10 protein-coding genes are annotated in these 16,518 nt (G+C 73.7%); 5 read left to right on the top strand and 5 right to left on the bottom strand.

Features of this window, described 5'->3' with window-relative positions; translation table 11 throughout:
- Positions 1 to 25: 25 nt before the first annotated feature.
- A complete protein-coding gene (locus IEX31_RS00895; RefSeq protein ID WP_188741550.1) occupies positions 26 to 1,093 on the bottom strand; it encodes a YlbL family protein in 1,068 nt (355 codons plus the stop codon).
- A 266-nt stretch (positions 1,094 to 1,359) separates the two neighbouring features.
- On the opposite strand from IEX31_RS00895, the gene IEX31_RS00890 reads away from it, so the two are divergent.
- Positions 1,360 to 2,679 (top strand): zinc-dependent metalloprotease, encoded by a 1,320-nt coding sequence (locus IEX31_RS00890; RefSeq protein ID WP_188741802.1) that lies wholly within the window; start codon positions 1,360 to 1,362, stop codon positions 2,677 to 2,679.
- Positions 2,680 to 3,493: 814 nt separating this feature from the next.
- On the opposite strand, the gene IEX31_RS00885 is transcribed toward IEX31_RS00890, so the two are convergent.
- Both IEX31_RS00885 and nudC read right to left on the bottom strand, forming a co-directional pair.
- Positions 3,494 to 5,281: an ATP-dependent helicase gene (locus IEX31_RS00885; RefSeq protein ID WP_229662011.1), complete on the bottom strand. Its 1,788-nt coding sequence runs from the start codon at positions 5,279 to 5,281 to the stop codon at positions 3,494 to 3,496.
- Positions 5,266 to 6,231: an NAD(+) diphosphatase gene (gene nudC / locus IEX31_RS00880; RefSeq protein ID WP_188741549.1), complete on the bottom strand. Its 966-nt coding sequence runs from the start codon at positions 6,229 to 6,231 to the stop codon at positions 5,266 to 5,268. Before nudC ends, IEX31_RS00885 begins: the two co-directional genes overlap by 16 nt.
- Before the next feature lie 104 nt (positions 6,232 to 6,335).
- Between nudC and IEX31_RS00875 the strand changes: the two genes are divergently transcribed.
- Positions 6,336 to 7,580 (top strand): phosphotransferase, encoded by a 1,245-nt coding sequence (locus IEX31_RS00875; protein WP_229662010.1) that lies wholly within the window; start codon positions 6,336 to 6,338, stop codon positions 7,578 to 7,580.
- Here the strand turns inward: IEX31_RS00875 and IEX31_RS00870 are convergent.
- Together IEX31_RS00870 and IEX31_RS00865 are read right to left on the bottom strand one after the other, a co-directional pair.
- Positions 7,502 to 10,813 carry an ATP-dependent DNA helicase gene (locus IEX31_RS00870; protein WP_188741548.1) on the bottom strand — a complete coding sequence of 1,104 codons (3,312 nt, stop codon included), beginning with the start codon at positions 10,811 to 10,813 and terminating at the stop codon, positions 7,502 to 7,504. The genes IEX31_RS00875 and IEX31_RS00870 overlap by 79 nt on opposite strands.
- Complete coding sequence (locus IEX31_RS00865; RefSeq protein ID WP_188741547.1) at positions 10,810 to 13,914, bottom strand: UrvD/REP family ATP-dependent DNA helicase; 3,105 nt, start codon at positions 13,912 to 13,914, stop codon at positions 10,810 to 10,812. Before IEX31_RS00865 ends, IEX31_RS00870 begins: the two co-directional genes overlap by 4 nt.
- Positions 13,915 to 14,008: 94 nt before the next feature.
- On the opposite strand from IEX31_RS00865, the gene IEX31_RS00860 reads away from it, so the two are divergent.
- The 3 genes from IEX31_RS00860 (at position 14,009) to IEX31_RS00850 (ending at position 16,490) form a co-directional block, all read left to right on the top strand.
- Positions 14,009 to 14,233: a DUF3107 domain-containing protein gene (locus tag IEX31_RS00860; RefSeq protein WP_188741546.1), complete on the top strand. Its 225-nt coding sequence runs from the start codon at positions 14,009 to 14,011 to the stop codon at positions 14,231 to 14,233.
- Positions 14,234 to 14,235: 2 nt separating this feature from the next.
- On the top strand, positions 14,236 to 14,586 hold the full coding sequence (locus IEX31_RS00855) for a hypothetical protein (protein ID WP_188741545.1): 351 nt from the start codon (positions 14,236 to 14,238) through the stop codon (positions 14,584 to 14,586).
- 863 nt (positions 14,587 to 15,449) lie between these two features.
- Positions 15,450 to 16,490, top strand: coding sequence for a beta-ketoacyl-ACP synthase III (locus IEX31_RS00850; RefSeq protein ID WP_188741544.1), 1,041 nt, complete (start codon positions 15,450 to 15,452; stop codon positions 16,488 to 16,490).
- Positions 16,491 to 16,518: the final 28 nt, after the last annotated feature.

Genomic DNA, 16,518 nt, shown 5'->3' with positions numbered 1-16,518 from the left:
GTTCAGGGGGCTTGGAACCGGCTGTTCAGGAGGCGGGGCAGGACGCGAATTCCGAAGTGTCCGCGCCATCGGCGACCGCCTCGACGACCGAGCGCGCCTCGTCGAGCGTCGAGACCGCGAAGACGGTCAGACCGTCGGGGACATGTCCGGTCACCTCGGTGCAGTTCGACTCGGGTGCGAGGAACCACTCGGCACCCGCCTCCTCGGCGCCCCACAGCTTCTGCCGGATGCCGCCGATCGCGCCGACCTCGCCCGCGGAGTCGATCGTGCCGGTGCCCGCGACGATCTCGCCGCCCGGCATCGCCCCGGGGGTGAGCTTGTCCACGATTCCGAGCGCGAACATCATGCCGGCACTCGGGCCGCCGACGTCGTCGAGCTGCAGCGTGACGTCGATCGGAAACTCGTAGCGCATGCGCACGCCCACGCCGAGCACCACGGCGTCGTCGCGTTCGACGGGCGTGACGGCGACCGTCTCCTCGGTGCCGTCGCGCACGACCACGAGGTTCGCCGCAGCGTCCGTGCCGTTCCGCCGCACCGCTTCCCGCAGCTCCTCCACCGCGTGCACTGGCTCGCCGTTCACCTCGGCGATGACATCCCCCTCCTCGAGCACGCCCTCGGCGGGCGAGCCCTCGACGATTCCCGCGACGGTCACCTCGCGCGGGAAGTCGTAGCCGAGCTCCACGAGCGCCGCCGCGATCGCGTCCTGCTGCGAGTCGACCATGGCCGCTTCGTTCTGCGCGTCGCGGTCGGCGTCGCTCAGGCCGGGCGGGAAGATCGCCTCGACTGGCACCGCAGAGCGGGTGCGGTCGAACCAGGCGCCGAGCACCTCGAGCCAGTTCGGCGTCTGCCCGGGCCGGCCCAGGACGGTCACCGTGAGGAGATTGAGCTCGCCCTCGGTCGGGAAGGTCTCCTCGTCGGGGATCTCGATGAGCGGGATCTCCTCGTTGCCGCGCTCGGCGACCCCGAGCGTGTCGTACACGGGGCCGGGCTGCTCGATCACGTACGGCGACGGCAGCAGCGCGAACAGCAGGGCGATGACGGCGGCAACGACGATCGCCCAGCCGCCGATGCGCTTCCCGAGCGGACGGCGCATCGTCGCGGCATCCTCATGCCGGCGGGGGTCCGCGGACACCGGGGACCCATCGTCGAAGATGCTCAACCCAGTCCTCCCGGCGGTGCCTGATCGCGTACGGGCGTTGTTCGCGAAGGGCGGACACCCGGAAGGCCAAGCCTAGGCCATTTCCCAGACCCGTTCCCTGAGGCGGCGCTACGGTTGGAGGAACGCGACTGGAGGTGGCTCACGTGGCCGATCGGGACGACGAGCCTGGCGACCGGAACCCCGAGGAGGAGTTCCGCGAGATGCTCCGCGAGCTCCTGTCCGGAGCCGGCGGCATCGATCCGTCGCAACTCGCGAGCGCCGCGGGGCTGCCCAACGATCCGGCGAGCATCGCCGCCCTGTTCGGCCAGTTGCAGCAGGCGATGAACCGCGGCGACGACGGCATCGACTGGAGGGTGGCGCTGCGCCAGGGTGAAGAGCGCGCGGCATCCGGCCAACGGCAGATCGCCGACGACGACCGAGCGCGCCTCGACCAGGCCCTCCAGGTCGCGTCGCTCTGGCTCGACGAGGCCGTCGACTTCTCGGCGCTGCCCGAGACCCCCGAGCTGCTCACCCGCCGCGCGTGGGTGACGGCCACCATGCCCGTGTGGACGCAGCTCGCCGAGCCCGTCGCACTCAGCATCTCCGACGAGCTCACGCGTGTGATGAGCGAGCAGGCGCCCGAGGAGCTGCGCTCGATGATCCAGGGCGCGAGCCGCATGATGCGCGGCATCGGAGGAGCGCTGTTCGCGATGCAGCTCGGCCAGGTGGTCGGGCAGCTCGCGACCGAGGTCGTCTCAGGGGGCGACATCGGCATCCCGCTGCAGAACGACGGCCGCGCCGCCCTCCTGCCCCAGAACGTCGCCGAGTTCGGCGAGGGCCTCGACATCCCGCTCGACCAGGTGGAGCTCTACCTCGCCGTGCGCGAGATCGCGCACGCACGACTCTTCCGCCACGCCCGCTGGCTCCGCCTGCACCTCATCACCGCCATCACCGCCTTCGCGCGCGGCATCGACATCGACACCGATCGGCTCGAGCAGCTGGCCGAGGGGTTCGACCCGTCGAACACCGAGGAGCTCCGCAACGCGGTGGTCAACGGTGCGCTCATCCGCCCGAAGAGCGACGCGCAGGAGGCCGCGCTCGGCAGCCTCGAGTCGATGCTGGCGCTCGTCGAGGGCTGGGTCGACGCCGTCACCGCGGATGCCACGGGGCGGCTGCCGCGCTCCGACGCGATCGCCGAGTCGATCCGCCGCCGTCGCGCGTCGGGCGGCCCCGCCGAATCGGCCTTCGCGACGCTCGTCGGACTCGAGCTCCGCCCACGCCGGCTGCGTGACGCGACCGCGATGTGGCGCGCCGTGACCGACGCCGTCGGCGTCGAGGCCCGCGACGCGCTCTGGGCGCACCCCGACCTGCTCCCGACGGCCGCGGACCTCGACGACCCGAGCGCGCTCGTCGCGCGCCTCACGGGAACGCGCACGGCCGCGTCCGACGCCGACGACGAGTTCGACCAGGCGCTCGAGCAGCTGCTCCGCGGCGAGACCCCCGCCGCGCCGGGCGAAGACGGCGAGGAGCCGAAGGGCTGAGCGCGCCCGGCCCGCCTCCACCGAGCCTGTGGACGGATGCAGCGAAGCCGGCGTTATGTCGGGCATGCTCCCGGCATGGCACCGCGGATCGATCCCACCCTGCCCCTCGTCTGGCGCTCTCCCACCGACCTGCAGCTCGGCGCGGCGGAGGCCCGCGTCATCCTCCCCGACGCGGGCGACCTCGAGGCGAATCTGATCGCCGTCCTTCGGCACGGCGCGAGCCGGTCGACGCTCATGACCATGGGCACGGGTCTCGGCGCGACGGCCGAGCAGGTGCGCGTGCTTCTCGCGAGGCTCGAACCGGCGTTCCTGCCGGGGGCCGAGCGCGAGCCCGAGCACGGGCCGCAGGACGCGCCCAGCACCGCCGCCGCGCCGCCGCTCGTGGCGCTCGACGCCGACGGGCTCCTCGGCCGCCGGCTCGCGTCGAGCCTCACGGCGCTCGGCTACGTCGCGGCCGACGCGCGCGACGCGGTCGAGGAGGCGGCCCTCGCCGTCATCTCCGCCCCGTGGGTCGTGCCGCCCGCGCGGTACCTGCCGTTCCTCCGTCGCGACGTGCCGCACCTCGCCGTCATCTTCGACGACACGGGCGCCCGCGTGGGCCCACTCGTCGAGCCGGGCACGGGACCGTGCCTGCGCTGCCTCGATCTCGCGAGGCGCGACGCCGACGCCGCCTGGCCGGCCATCGCGGCGCAGCTCGCCGGCAGGCCCGCGGCCAGCCGCACGCCCCGCGCCGAACTCGATGCGAGCGCACTCGCCACGGCGGTCGTCGACGACCGGCTCGCGCACGGCCTCACCGGTCTGGCCGCCGCGTCGCTCACGCTGGAGCGGCCGGGCGCCCTCCCGCGGCGCCGCCGCCACGAGCCGCATCCCGACTGCGGGTGCCGAACTCCTGCAGGAACCGCGACGGCTCCCGTTCACCTCGCTGTCCGCCGCCCCGGCGAGGCCAGCTCAGCGACAGCCGGCGCCGTGCCCGCGTGATGCCCACGTAGAGCAGGCGCCGCTCCTCGTCGATGGCGTCGAAGCCCGTCGCATACGAGATCGGCAGCATGCCCTCGGTGAGCCCAACGATGTACACCTCGTCCCATTCGAGGCCCTTTGCCGAGTGCAGCGTCGCGAGCGTCACGGCCGACACCGTCGGTTCGTGCTGCGCTTCAGCTCGGGCGCGCAGCTCGTCGGCGAACTGGCGGAACGTGGTGCCCTCCGGTGCATCGTCGACGAGGCGCGCGATCGCGTTGAGCGACTCCCACCGCGCCCGCACGGCGCCGGGACCGTCGGGCGGCTGCACGGTCCAGCCGAGCGAACGCAGCACGTCGCTCACCGACTTGAAGAGCGGCTCCCCCGCGATCGTGAGTGCCGCGGCGCGCAGCGCGTGCACCGCCTCGCGCACCTCCGGCCGGTCGAAGAAACGCACCGCCCCGCGCACGCGCGAGCCCACGCCGACGTCGTCGAGCGCCCGCTCGAGGATCGCCGTCTGCGAGTTCACGCGCATGAGCACGGCGATCGTCTCGGGTGCCGCCCCGGCGTCGACGCGTTCCCGGATGCGCATGGCGACGCCGCGGGCCTCGGCGAGCTCATCGGCGTAGGACACCACGTCGGGTTCGATGACGGATGCCGCGGCGACATCCGAGGCCTCGGGTACGTCGTCGGCCACCGCCACGAGCTCCAGCGCACCGGGTCGGCCCCGCATGAGCCGGTTCGCGACGCCGATGATCGCGGCGGTGGACCGGTAGTTGCGCTCGAGCCGCACGACGATCGCGTCCTCATAGCGACGCTCGAAGTCGAGCAGGTACCCGGGCGTGGCGCCGGCGAACGAGTAGACGGTCTGGCTCGCGTCGCCCACCACGCAGAGGTCGCGGCGACCGCCGAGCCACAGGTCGAGCAGCTGCTGCTGCGCGGGCGACACGTCCTGGTACTCGTCGACCACGAAGTGCCGGTAGCTCTCGCGCACGTGCATGGCGACCGACGGCTCCGACTCGATCATGCCGGCGGTCGCGAGCAGCACGTCCTCGAAGTCGAGCGCGCGCCGCTCGTCCTTCAGCTGTTCGTAGCCCGCGACGAGGGCGAGCATCTGGTCGGGGGTGAGCGAACCAGGCGCCCCGCGGCTCGCGAGCCGCCGCTCGTAGTCGTCCATGCCGAGGGCGCTCACCTTGCGCCACTCGATCTCCGCGGCGACGTCGCGGAGGGTGGCCACGTCGACGCGCAGCTTCAGCCGCTCGGCGGCCTCGCCGAGCACGCGTCCCTTGTACTCGAGCACGCGGGGGGCGCTGCCGCCCACCACGAGCGGCCAGAAGTGGTTGAGCTGCGCGAGCGCCGCGGCGTGGAACGTGCGCGCCTGCACGCCGCCGGCGCCGAGCACTCGCAGCCTGGCCCGGAGCTCGGCGGCAGCGCGGGCCGTGAAGGTGAGCGCCATGACACGCGCCGGATCGTAGGCGCCGGACGCGACACCGTAGGCGATGCGGTGCGTGATGGCGCGAGTCTTGCCGGTGCCGGCGCCCGCGAGCACGCATACCGGACCGAGCAGGGCCTCGGCCGCCACGCGCTGCTCGTCGTCGAGGGCGCCCAGCAGGGGGTCGTCGGATGCCGCGGTCACGACGTGATCCACGGCATCCCCTCGTCGACCGGGCCGCCGTACCAGCGCTCCAACAGCCACCGGGCGATCGAGCTCCCGCCTGGCAGCCCGATGTCGGCGTTCGCCCCCGAGAGCTCCTCGCGCGTGAACCAGCGCAGCTCCAGGATCTCCACGCCGTCGGGCCGGGCGCCGGCGGGCACGGCACCGGCGGCCACGCGCGCGGTGAACCCGATCATGAGGCTCGCGGGAAGCGGCCACGGCTGCGACGCCGCGTACTCGACCCGATCGACGGCGAGCCCGGCCTCCTCGCCGATCTCGCGGACGACGGCCGACTCGAGGGACTCCCCCGGCTCGACGAACCCCGCGAGGAGCGAGAAGCGGTTCTGCTCCCACAGCGCGTTCGAACCGAGCAGCACGCGATCGTCGTCGTCGGTCACGAGCACGATCACCGCGGGGTCGGTGCGCGGGAAGAGCAGCGTGCCGTCGCGGTCGCACTTGCGCGCCCAGCCCGCCTGGATCACCTTCGTCGTCGACCCGCAGCGCGGGCAGAACGGGCTCGACTCGTGCCAGTTGGCGAGCGCGAGCGCCTCGGTGAACAGCCCCGCGTCGCGGTCGCCGAGCACGGGCACGGCCGTTCGGAGCCCCGCCCACCGCGCCGTCTCGGACTCGATGCGGGACGCGGCATCCGCATCGAACACCCTCACCTCGACAGGCGTGCCCGACGGCACGGCCCCGTCATCGGTCACCGTGCGCCCGAGATAGCAGCGCAGGTGCGGCTCGGGCAGTTCGCCCACCCGACGGAAGTCGAGGGTCGGCGCCGAGCCGTCGACCTGCTCGGCGAGCAGCACCCGACCGCGGTGCATCGCGATGACGCGAGCCTGAGGATCGGCGTCGAAGCGCTCTGCGAACGCATCGTCGGCACGGGCCTCACCGTCGCGGTCGAGGGCGGCGCGCGCAAGCGGCGGGGCGGTCGGTTCGCGCACTGCACACCTCTCTGCACGTCTGAGCCCGCTGCGCCAGCGGGCGGAGTCGGCGGGAGTGCGTGGCGGTCGCCCGGGAGGCGGACTCACGTGCTTAAGCTGTGGCCATGGCCAGACCCCCTCTCACTCTAGCCGCGTTGGCCACAGCGGCGGTGCCCGGCCTCGAGGTGCGCGGGGCCCGCACGCACACCCGTCGCAGCCACGGAGGGTTCGACAGCGTCCTGCTCCGGGCGGCCGACGGACGGCATCTCGTCATCCGCGCTCCGCGCTCGCAGAGCGCGGAGTCCGAGCAGTCCGCCGACCTCGTCGCCATCCGCGCCATGACCGCGGGCATCCGCTCGTTGCTGCCCTTCCGGGTGCCCGCGTTCGTCGGACAGGCCCCGATCGACGGCACCCGCGCGATCGTCACGGAGTTCATCCCCGGCGGCGTCATGACGGCCGACGAGCTGACCGAGCACGAATCGCTGGCGTGGTCGGTGGGCACCGCCATCGCCGCGATCCACACGCTGCCCGGGGGCTTCGTCGGCGACGCCGGCCTGCCACGGGAGACCGCGGAGGAGGCGCACGACGGCGTCGTCGAGCTCATCGGGCGGGCGGCCGACACCGGTCACCTGCCCGCGGCGATCCTGCGCCGGTGGGAGCAGGCGACGGACGACCGGGTGCTGTGGCGATTCCGGCCGACCGTCGTCAACGGCTCGCTCACCGCCGACTCGATCCTCGTCGACGGCGACACGGTGACGGCCGTCGTCGGCTGGGGGGCGCTCGCGATCGGCGACCCGGCGCGAGACCTGCACTGGCTGCTGACCTCGCGCGGGACATCCGCCGAGTTCGCGCTCGAGGCGTACACGCGGGGCCGCGCCCGGGTGGCAGACGCCCACCTGCCGCAGCGCGCGCTGCTCTACGGCGAGCTCGAGCTCGCGCGGTGGCTCCTGCACGGCGTGGAGCGGCGCGACGCCGCGATCATCGACGACGCCGTCTCGCTCCTCGACGGCCTCGTCGAGCGCGTCCACGACCGGTCGAGCGAGCCGCTCTCACCCGACACCGGGCCGATCCTCGCCGTCGACGACGTCGAGCGTCTGCTCGACGACACGCCCCGCGACAACCTGCCGCGGGAGGGCGGCGCGACGCTCCTCACCGACAGCTACGACTTCTCGGAGCTCGAGCGCAGCGAGGCCGGCGAACGGCCACTGGTGCCTGCGGATGCCACGGCGCCGATTCCGCTCGACCTCAGCGACTGGGGGGACGCGGCACCGCCCGAGACGCCTCGGCCGCCTCACCGCGACACGGACGCGGCAGTGGGCGCGGAGCCCACCGCCGAAGCCCAGGCGCGCCGCAACGCCGCCTCGTCGTAGAGACGGTCGGGCCTGATGACGCGGTCGTCCTCGACGAAGTAGAACACCGCGTCGATCTCCTCGGGCGCAACGCCCGCCCACGTCGCGTACGCGAGGCGGTAGAGGGCGAGCTGCGTCTGCTTGAGCTCGAGGTCGTGCTCGTCGCGCGGTGCGGCGCCGGTCTTCCAGTCCACCACCTGATAGCGGATGCCGCGTGCGGCGAGTGCTCCGCCGGGCGGCACCTCGTACACCGCGTCGAGCTTGCAGACGAACACGTGCTCATCGATCGGCAGATGCAGCTCGAGCTCGACGGCGATGGGTCGGCGGCCGCCCCACTCGGAGGCCTCGAAGGTCGCCTGCAACGCGCGCAGGCGCTCGGGGGCGGCATCCGCGAGAACGGATCCCCGCTCGTCGCCGTCGCCGCCGGCGAGGGCCGACCATCCGGCGTCGATCGCGCCGGCCTCGCCGAGGCCCGTGGACCGGTGCTCGACCCACGCGTGGAAGAGGGTTCCGATACGAGTGGCGCGGAACGGACGCTGCGGCATGGGACGGCGGAGTTGCTCCGCGACGGCCGCGGGGGCGTCGACGTAGTCCTTGAACCGCGACGCGGGCACGCGCGCCGGGATCGGCGGGGCACCCGGGCCCTCGAACCGGCGGCGGCGCTCCTCGATGAGCAGCCGCAGCTCGTCGGCGAGCCGCGGACCGATGCCGGCGCCGCTCGGCCCGTCGGCAGCGGCGCGCACGGCGTCGGCGGCCGCGTGCACGCGCGTGCGTCGCGCGCCGAGCGGGTCGAGCGGCCATCGCTCGCGCGTCGTCGCGCCGGCACGGAGGTTCTCGTCGGCGAGCGGCGCGAGCGGCAGCGCCGCGGGGTCGACGACGCCCGCGACGGCGAGCTCGCGCAGGAACGGGCTCGGTGTGCGCGGCGCCCTCTGCGTCGACCACCACGACCCGCTGAGCAGCAACTCGTCGCGCGTGCGCGTGAGCGCCACGTACGCGAGGCGACGCTCCTCCTCCGCGTGGCGCTCCCGGTTCTCGTCGGCGAACGCACGCACGCCGGCGTCGAACTCGGCCTGGCTCTGCACGCCCCGCCACGGCAACTCGGGCAGCTCATCGCGGTCACCCCTGAAGTCGCTCGGCAGCTCGCCGAAGGCGAGCCACCCCTTCGTGGTGCGCGGCTTCGACGGGAGCTCCTCGTCGACCATCCGCGGGATCGCGACGAGATCCCACTCGAGGCCCTTCGACCCGTGGATCGAGAGCACCTGCACGGCGCCCGGCTCGGGGTCGTCCTGCCGAGGCGCCAGCCTGTCGCGCTGCTCGGCCTCGGTGAGCCATCCGAGGAAGGCGCCGAGCGTGGGGTGCTCGGCGAGGTCGGCGAAGCCTGCGAGCAGGTCGTCGAACGCCTCGAGGCTCGGCGCGCCGAGGGGCTGCGACGCGTTCGCCGCGACCTCGATGTCGAGCAGGAGCTCCTGCACGACGAGGTGCACGAAGTCGACCAGCGGGAGGCCCGCGCGGCGGCGCAGCGACTGGAGCTGTGCGCCCGCGCGGCGCATGCGGCCGAGGCCCGTCGCGCTGAAGCCCTGCAGGGCGCGGTGCCCGTCGGGTGCCGTGAGCAGGAAGTCGAGGGCGTCGACGATCGACGGCGACTCGTCGGGCGCGATCGACGACCTGAGCCCCGCCCGCACGTCGTCGTCAAGGCGACGACTCGCGAGGTCGCGGTCGGCGAGCCAGCGAGCGAGCGCGTGCAGCGCGGTGAGGTCGGCCGGGCCGATGCGCCAACGCGCCCCGCCGAGCACGCGCACGAGCTCGGAGCCCGCGGTGGGGTCGTGCAGCACGCGCAGCACGCACACGAGGTCGGCGATCACGGGCTGGTCGAGCAGCCCCGCGACGCCGAGCACGTGCACCGGCACGCCGCGCGCACGAAGCGCGCCCGTGAAGACGCCGACGTTCGCGAACGTGCGGCACAGCAGGGCCCCGCTCGGGGCGGCGCCGTCGCCCGTGCGACTGAGGCGCGCGGCGAACCAGCGCGCCACGAGGTCGGCCTCCTCCTCGATGGTCTCCGCCCACGCCACGTGCAGCCCTCCGGGGCCGGCGAACGGGGAGGCCGCGAGCGGCGCCTTCGGGATCCCGGCGTCGAGCGGCCCGATGAGCGTGTTCGCCGCATCGAGCACGATGCGCGGATTGCGCCAGCTCGTCGAGAGGTCGTACACGCTGCACGTGCCCTCGGGCGCGAAGTCGTCCGCGAAGCGGGCGAGGTTGGCGGCGCTCGCGCCGCGCCATCCGTAGATCGACTGGTCGGGGTCGCCGACCGCCATGACCGAGTGCCCTCGGAACAGCGTCGAGAGCAGCCGGGTCTGCACGACGCTCGTGTCCTGGTACTCGTCGAGCAGCACGGTGCGCGCCCGCTCGCGGTACGCGGCGACGACCTCGGGATGCCGCTCGCAGATCGCGAGGGCCAGCGCCACCTGGTCGGAGAACTCGACGTAGCCGCGCTCGCGCTTCGCCGCCGCGTAGGCGTCGGCGAGGTCGAGGAGCGGCGGCAGCGCGCCGACCACGCCGAGCGCGTCGGTGAACGTCTGGAAGTCGGTGCGCTTGCGCGGCGCCTCGATGGGCAGGCCCTCCATGGCGAGGAACTCGCGGGCGAAGGCTCGCACGTCGCGACTGTCGGCGACGTTCTCGGCGAGGGCACGGCTGAGCGCGAGCACCGCACCCGTGACCCGGTCGAGCGACGCGTCGAGCTCGACGAGCCGGGGGTCGGCCGATGCGCTCGCGACCGAGCGGGCCAGGAGCCACGCGGATGCCTCTCCCAGCACCGACGCGTCGGGCTCGCGCCCGATGAGCATCGCGTGCTCGCGGTAGATGGTGCTCGCGAAGGCGTTGTAGGTGCTCACGGTGGCCGACTCGAGCGGGTCGAGCTCGACGGCGGCGATGCCCTCGGCCACGAGCTGCGCGACCCGCTCGCGCACGCGGTCGGCGAGCTCGCCGGCGGCCTTGCGCGTGAACGTGAGGCCGAGCACCTCGGGCACGGCGACATGCCCGTTCGCGAGAAGCCACACCACCCGGTTCGCCATGGTCTCGGTCTTGCCGCTGCCCGCGCCCGCGACGACGACGCTCGCGCCGTGCGGATCGGCCTCGATGACGGCGCGCTGCTCGTCGGTGGGCAGGTGGAGCCCGAGGCGCGCGGCGATCGTCGCCGCGCCGATCGCCGAGCCTTCGCCGGCACTCGAGCCGACCGCACTCGTTCCGGCATCCGTCATGCCGACACCGCGGGAACGAGGTGCACACGGTACTGCCACGCGCCGAAGCGGGAACGGAAGCCGAGCTCGCCCGGGCCCTCGAACGTGCTCCCGGCCATCACGCGGCCGACCTCCGCGAGCCGCTCGCGGAACTCCGACTCGGCGGCGTCGTCGAACGGCTGCTGCGCGCGCTCGGTGTAGCCGACGCCGCGCGTCGGCCGGGCGACGTAGACGAGCTTCGCACCCCCGATCGCACCGGCGTTCGGGACCTCACCGGCCCGCGCCGCCAGTTGGTAGGCCGCGAGCTGCGGATGCCGCGCCGCCTGCTCGACGGTGGGCGGCGTGCGCCCCGTCTTCAGGTCGACGATCACGGTCGTGCCGTCTGGCGACGCCTCGATTCGGTCGATGGTGCCCGTGATCCGCACGCGGTCGACGACGAGCGTGAACCTGCCCTCTGCACCGAGCAGCACCTTGCCGTCGTCGGCGAACGCCGCGAGGTAGTCGGCCGCGCCCTCGACCATGCGCCGCGCGCCACGCCGCTCGCGTTCGGCGACCCAGCCCGCCTCGAACCTGAGGTCGCGCCAGCGCGCCTCGACGGCCGCCCAGAGCGTCTCGATGCTCGTGTCGCCGTCGTCGCGAGCGCCCGCCTCCTCGACGACCGCGTGCACGATGGTGCCGATCGACGCGGCGACGCCCGACGGCGGCGATGCCACGTGGTCGATGAACCACCCGAGCGGCGACTCCTCGGCTCGGTCGATCTGCGACGGCGACACGGCGACGAACGCCTCGGGGTCGTCGAGGTCGACGAGCGGCGCCGTGGTCGACGGCTCGGCGAGCCCGTACCAGTCGTCGGGGTGCGCGCCCGGCACGCCCTCCTCGGCGAGCAGCGCGAGCGCGGCCGCGGCCTCGGGGTCGGCCGAGGCGACCGTCTCGCGGCGGAGCGAGCCGACGAGCCCGCGTAGGTGCAGGGGCCGACGGCGCGACCGGACCCGCTCGGTGGCGTAGCCCATGAGCATCGACGGCTGCTCGTCGTCGTTGGCCGTGCAGCTCAGCACGAGCTGGCGCTGCGCACGCGAGGCCGAGAGGACGAAGAGGCGCAGTTCGTCGCCGCGCACCGACGCGCGCGACTCGGCCGCGCTCTCGGGGTCAGGCAGCGGCGCACCCGCCCGTGCCGCCGCCACGACCCGCGGCAGCAGGCCCGCATGCAGCAGCGTGCCGCGGGGCCGGAGGTTCGGCCACACGCCGTCCTGCAGGCCTGCGACGACGACCACGTCGAACTCGCGGCCGATGAGGGCCGGCGGCGTGGTCACGACGACCGATTCGGCGCTGCGCTGCGGCGCCAACGAGTCCTCGGGGAGCTCGTTCGCGAGCACCTCGTCGACGAACCTGCCGGCGGCCGCCTCGGGCTCGCGTTCCACGAAACGCGTCGCCGCCGCGAACAGCGCGACCGCCGCGTCGAGGGCGCGGTTCGCCTCCTCGGCGAGCACGCCCGTGCCGCGCGCCTGCGCGCCCCACTCGGAGGCGAGGCCGCTGCCGTCCCACAGCGACCAGAGCACCTCCTCGATGGTGCCGCCGCCCACGGCGACGCCGCGTGCCGCCGCGAGGAGCTTCGCCACGCGCCCGGCGCGCCGGCCGGGAGCGGCGTCGATTGTCTCGAACCCGCCCGGCGCCGACAACGCGTCGACGAGGAGCTCGTCGCCCGACCGCGAGCCACCCGCCGCGAGTTCCTCGTGCCGCAACGCGAGACGGAGACGGCGCAACCCGACGCCGTCGAGCCGCCCCAGCGGCCCGGTGAGCACCTCCATCGCGCGCTCGGCGGTGAGCGGCTCGCGATCGAGCGCCAGCGAGGCCGCGACGAGCAGCGCGGCGGCGGCCGGCGCGTCGCGCAGCGCCGTGCGGGCCGCGTCGCCCGCGGTTGGCACGTCGGCGAGCGCCAGGCCGCGTTCGAACGCGGGCACGTCGGCGCCGGCGCGCAGCACGACGGCCATCGACGACCACGGCACGCCGTCGAGCAGGTGCCGTTCGCGCAGGAGTGCGGCGACGGACTGGCACTCGGCCGCATGCGAGTGCGCCTCGATGCCGAGCACCGGGGCCAGCGGGTCGGCATCGACGACGTCGTCAGGTACTTCGAACGTCGCCTGCCGGTGCGTTCCGCCGAGGGCCGTGCCGATGTGGGACGTGGCCGAGCGCACGACCTCGCGGATGGCCGACCGGCCGCGCAGCACGCGCGGGAGTTCGATGCGGCGAACGGGGGCGCCGTCGAGCACGGTCGACAGCGAGCCGAGGAGCTCGGGCCGGCCCCCTCGGAATCCGTTGCTCGCAACGTCGGGATCGCCGAACGCGACCACCGCGACGCCGCGGGCCGCGAACGCGCCGAGCATGGCGGCGGTGGCCTCGGTCGCCTCCTGGGCGTCGTCGACGACGACGAGCCGGAGCCGGGCGAGGTCGCCGAGCGCTGCGGATGCCGCGGCCTCCGTCGTGCTTCGCCGCACGATCGTCGCGGCGAACGCGGCGAGTTCGGCGGAGTCGAACTGCGTCGGCCGCACCTGCTCCTTCACCTCGGCGTACTCTTCGAGGAACGCGGCCGCGGCGACCCATTCGAGCCGGCCCGCGCGCTCGCCGAGGCGGGCGAGCGCCGTGGCGTCGACGCCGTGCTCGACCGCGCGCATCATGAGGTCGCGGAGCTCGGAGCGGAAGCCCCGCAGCCCGCGCACCTCGGGACCCAGCGAGCCGGGCCACGCCGGGCCGAAGCCGTCGCGGATGCCGCCCTCGAGGAGGTCGCCGACGATCTGGTCGTGCTCGGCGCCCGTGAGCAGCGTGACGGGCGCACCCGTGGCGGCGCGCACGAGCTGGAACGCGATCGAGTTCGCCGTGCGGGCGAGCGGCCCCCGGGTCGTGACGCCGAGCCGCACGGCCAGCTCGTCGCGGAGCGCGGTGGCCGAGGCGCGGGTCGCCGTCAGCACGAGCACCTCGTCGGTGCCGTAGCCGCGGCGCTCGACGCGGTCGGCCACGAGGTCGACCACGAGCCGCGTCTTGCCGCTTCCGGGCGGCCCGAAGACCGCGGCGTGCGCGCCATCGGGAAGCGTCGCGACGGGGTTCGGGAGGGTCGCGGTGGCGGGCATGCCTGAACGGTAACGCGTTCCGCCGACAGTGAACGGGTACGGCCCGGCGCGGCCCGTGTCGTAGTGTTTCAACCACAGAGCAGAAAGGCGCACCGTGGACGTTCGCATCGGCATCCAGAACTCCCCCCGTGAACTCTCGTTCGAGTCCTCGCAGACGGCGGCGGAGGTGGAGCAGGCCGTCGCGGCGGCCCTCGCCGGGCAGTCTGCGCACCTGAAGCTCACCGATGCCAAGGGCACGGTCTACGTGGTGCCGTCGGCGGCCGTCGCGTACGTCGAGATCGGCTCGGAGGAGTCGCGCCGAGTCGGATTCGTCGCCTGACGATGGAGCTCCTGTTCGTCGCGCTCGGCGGGGCGATCCTCGGCCTCGCCGCACGGTACGCGCTCCCCCGTCGGCACACGTACGGCAGCGCCCTCGTGCCGGCGATCGGCACCGGGGTCGCCGCCGTCGTGTGGGTCGGGCTCACGTGGCTCGGCTGGCCGTGGGACGGCGGCTGGATCTGGGCGGTCTCGCTCGTGGCCGCCGGCCTGGCGTCCGCGGCGGCCGCCCTCGTGATCGGCCCGCGCCGCGAGCGCGGCGACGCGGAGCTCTTCGAGCGGCTCGCACGTCCGCGGGGCGGGGGCGGCGAGGCGGCGCGCCGCGACACCGGCGACCACCGCGCGCTTCAGCAGTGACATCAGCATGACGACGACTGCAGCGACGAAGCCGTACACGCCCTCTCTGGTGCTCGGCGGTCCACGTCGCGCGGCGCAGCAGCTCGCCGATGAAGAGCGGCACCATGCCGAGCAGCAGCAGCACACCGGGCAGCGCGATGTCGACCTCACCGTCGCGGATGAAAGGGTAGTTCCCCTGAAGCTCAACCCCGCGCACGCCGAGCACGTAGAGGTGCACGATCGAGGCGACGCCCAGCAGGGCGAACACGATGCCGAGCGCGATGAGCACGATCGCGGTCGGCGACGTCGTTCGCCTGGCGCCGTCGCGCACTCGGGTCTGCGACCTCGGCTGCCGGGCATCGTCGCCCACACCGTCGCCCGAACCGTCCGACGTGACACGCAGGGTGCGCACCGCGAGTTCGGTGTCCTGCCTGATGTCGGCGAAGTAGCCGAGGTCGGTCGTGGTGAACTCGAACTGCACGGTATTGGAGCTCTCCGGCGTGAACACGACGTAGATCGCGCCGATCGACATCGGCGTCGGCACGTACCGCGACGAGAGCGGTGAGCCACGGGTCGCGGCGTCGCGACAGCGGCGACTGCACGTCATCGAGGGCGTCGGCCAGGTTCTCGATCGGACCATCGACCTCGAGGAAGTCGGCGATCTCCTGTGGCCCGTCACGACGGGCACCGGGTGTCGCAGGCAACGGCCCTGCGGCTGCCGCGGGACGAGCGGCTGATCGTGGAGCCGAACTACTTCGAATCCGAGGAAGAACCGCCGCCCGCTCGACGCGCGACGCTGCCGACCCCCACGCGACGGGAGCACGGCTCGCGAGATCCTCACAGCCGGTGTGCAGACAGCTCCCCGCAAGTTAGAGTATTGAGCGATGACCCGATTGCGAACCACCACCCCGTCCGGATATTCGCGCATCCTCGGAGTCGGAGGTGCCCGCGGCAGTCTCGTCGTCACCAACGACGAGCTCGCGGAGCCGCTCCGCAGCTCAGACGAGTGGATCCGACGCCGAACCGGCATCGTCACGCGGCGCCGCGCCCCGCGCGACGTGCTCGTGCAGGATCTCGCCGAACAGGCCGGCGCCGCGGCGCTCGAAGCCGCCGCGGTCGATCCCGATGACATCGACGCGGTCATCGTGGCCACGACTTCGTGGCTGCAGCCGACACCTGGAATGGCGCCCGTCGTCGCCGCACGGCTCGGAGCGTCGCCGTCGGCCGCGGCCTACGATGTCAACGCCGGTTGTGCAGGATTCTGCTATGGCATCGGTCAGGCGGACGCGATGATCCGAACCGGCCTTGCGCGGCACGTGCTCGTGATCGGCGCGGAGAAGCTCTCGGACTTCAGCGACCCGACGGACCGCACGATCTCGTTCATCATCGGCGACGGCGGCGGGGCGGTCGTCCTCGGGCCGTCCGATGTGCCTCGCATCGGGCCGACGGTGTGGGGCTCCGACGGGACGCATGCGGATGCGATCACGGTCACGCACTCCTGGCTCGACTACAAGTACGCGGGCGACGAGCCTGTCGAATGGCCGACGGCCCGGCAGGAGGGGCCCAGCGTCTTCCGCTGGGCGACCTCGGTCGTGCCGCAGTTCGCCGCGCAGGCGATTGAGGCCGCCGGGGTGCGCCCGGAGGACATCGACGTGTTCATCCCGCACCAGGCGAACCTGCGCATCATCGAGTCGGTGACCGCCGCGCTCGGACTGCGCGACGACGTCGTCATCGCGCGGGATGTCATCGACACCGGGAACACCTCCGCCGCCTCGGTGCCACTCGCGATGGAGCGGCTGCTGCGCGAAGGCGCCGCACGGGGCGGGCAGCTGGCATTGCAGTTCGGGTTCGGAGCGGGGCTGTGCTACGCCGCCCAAGTCGTGGAGCTGCCGGAGTCGGTCGGCGGAGACGGCGAATCGCGCTAGAGGCGTAGCATTTCGAGGTCGGGAACCA

This window comes from Agromyces bauzanensis, assembly GCF_014645655.1.
GTDB classification, from domain to species: domain Bacteria; phylum Actinomycetota; class Actinomycetes; order Actinomycetales; family Microbacteriaceae; genus Agromyces; species Agromyces bauzanensis.
This window is presented reverse-complemented; position numbering and strand designations above follow the sequence as displayed.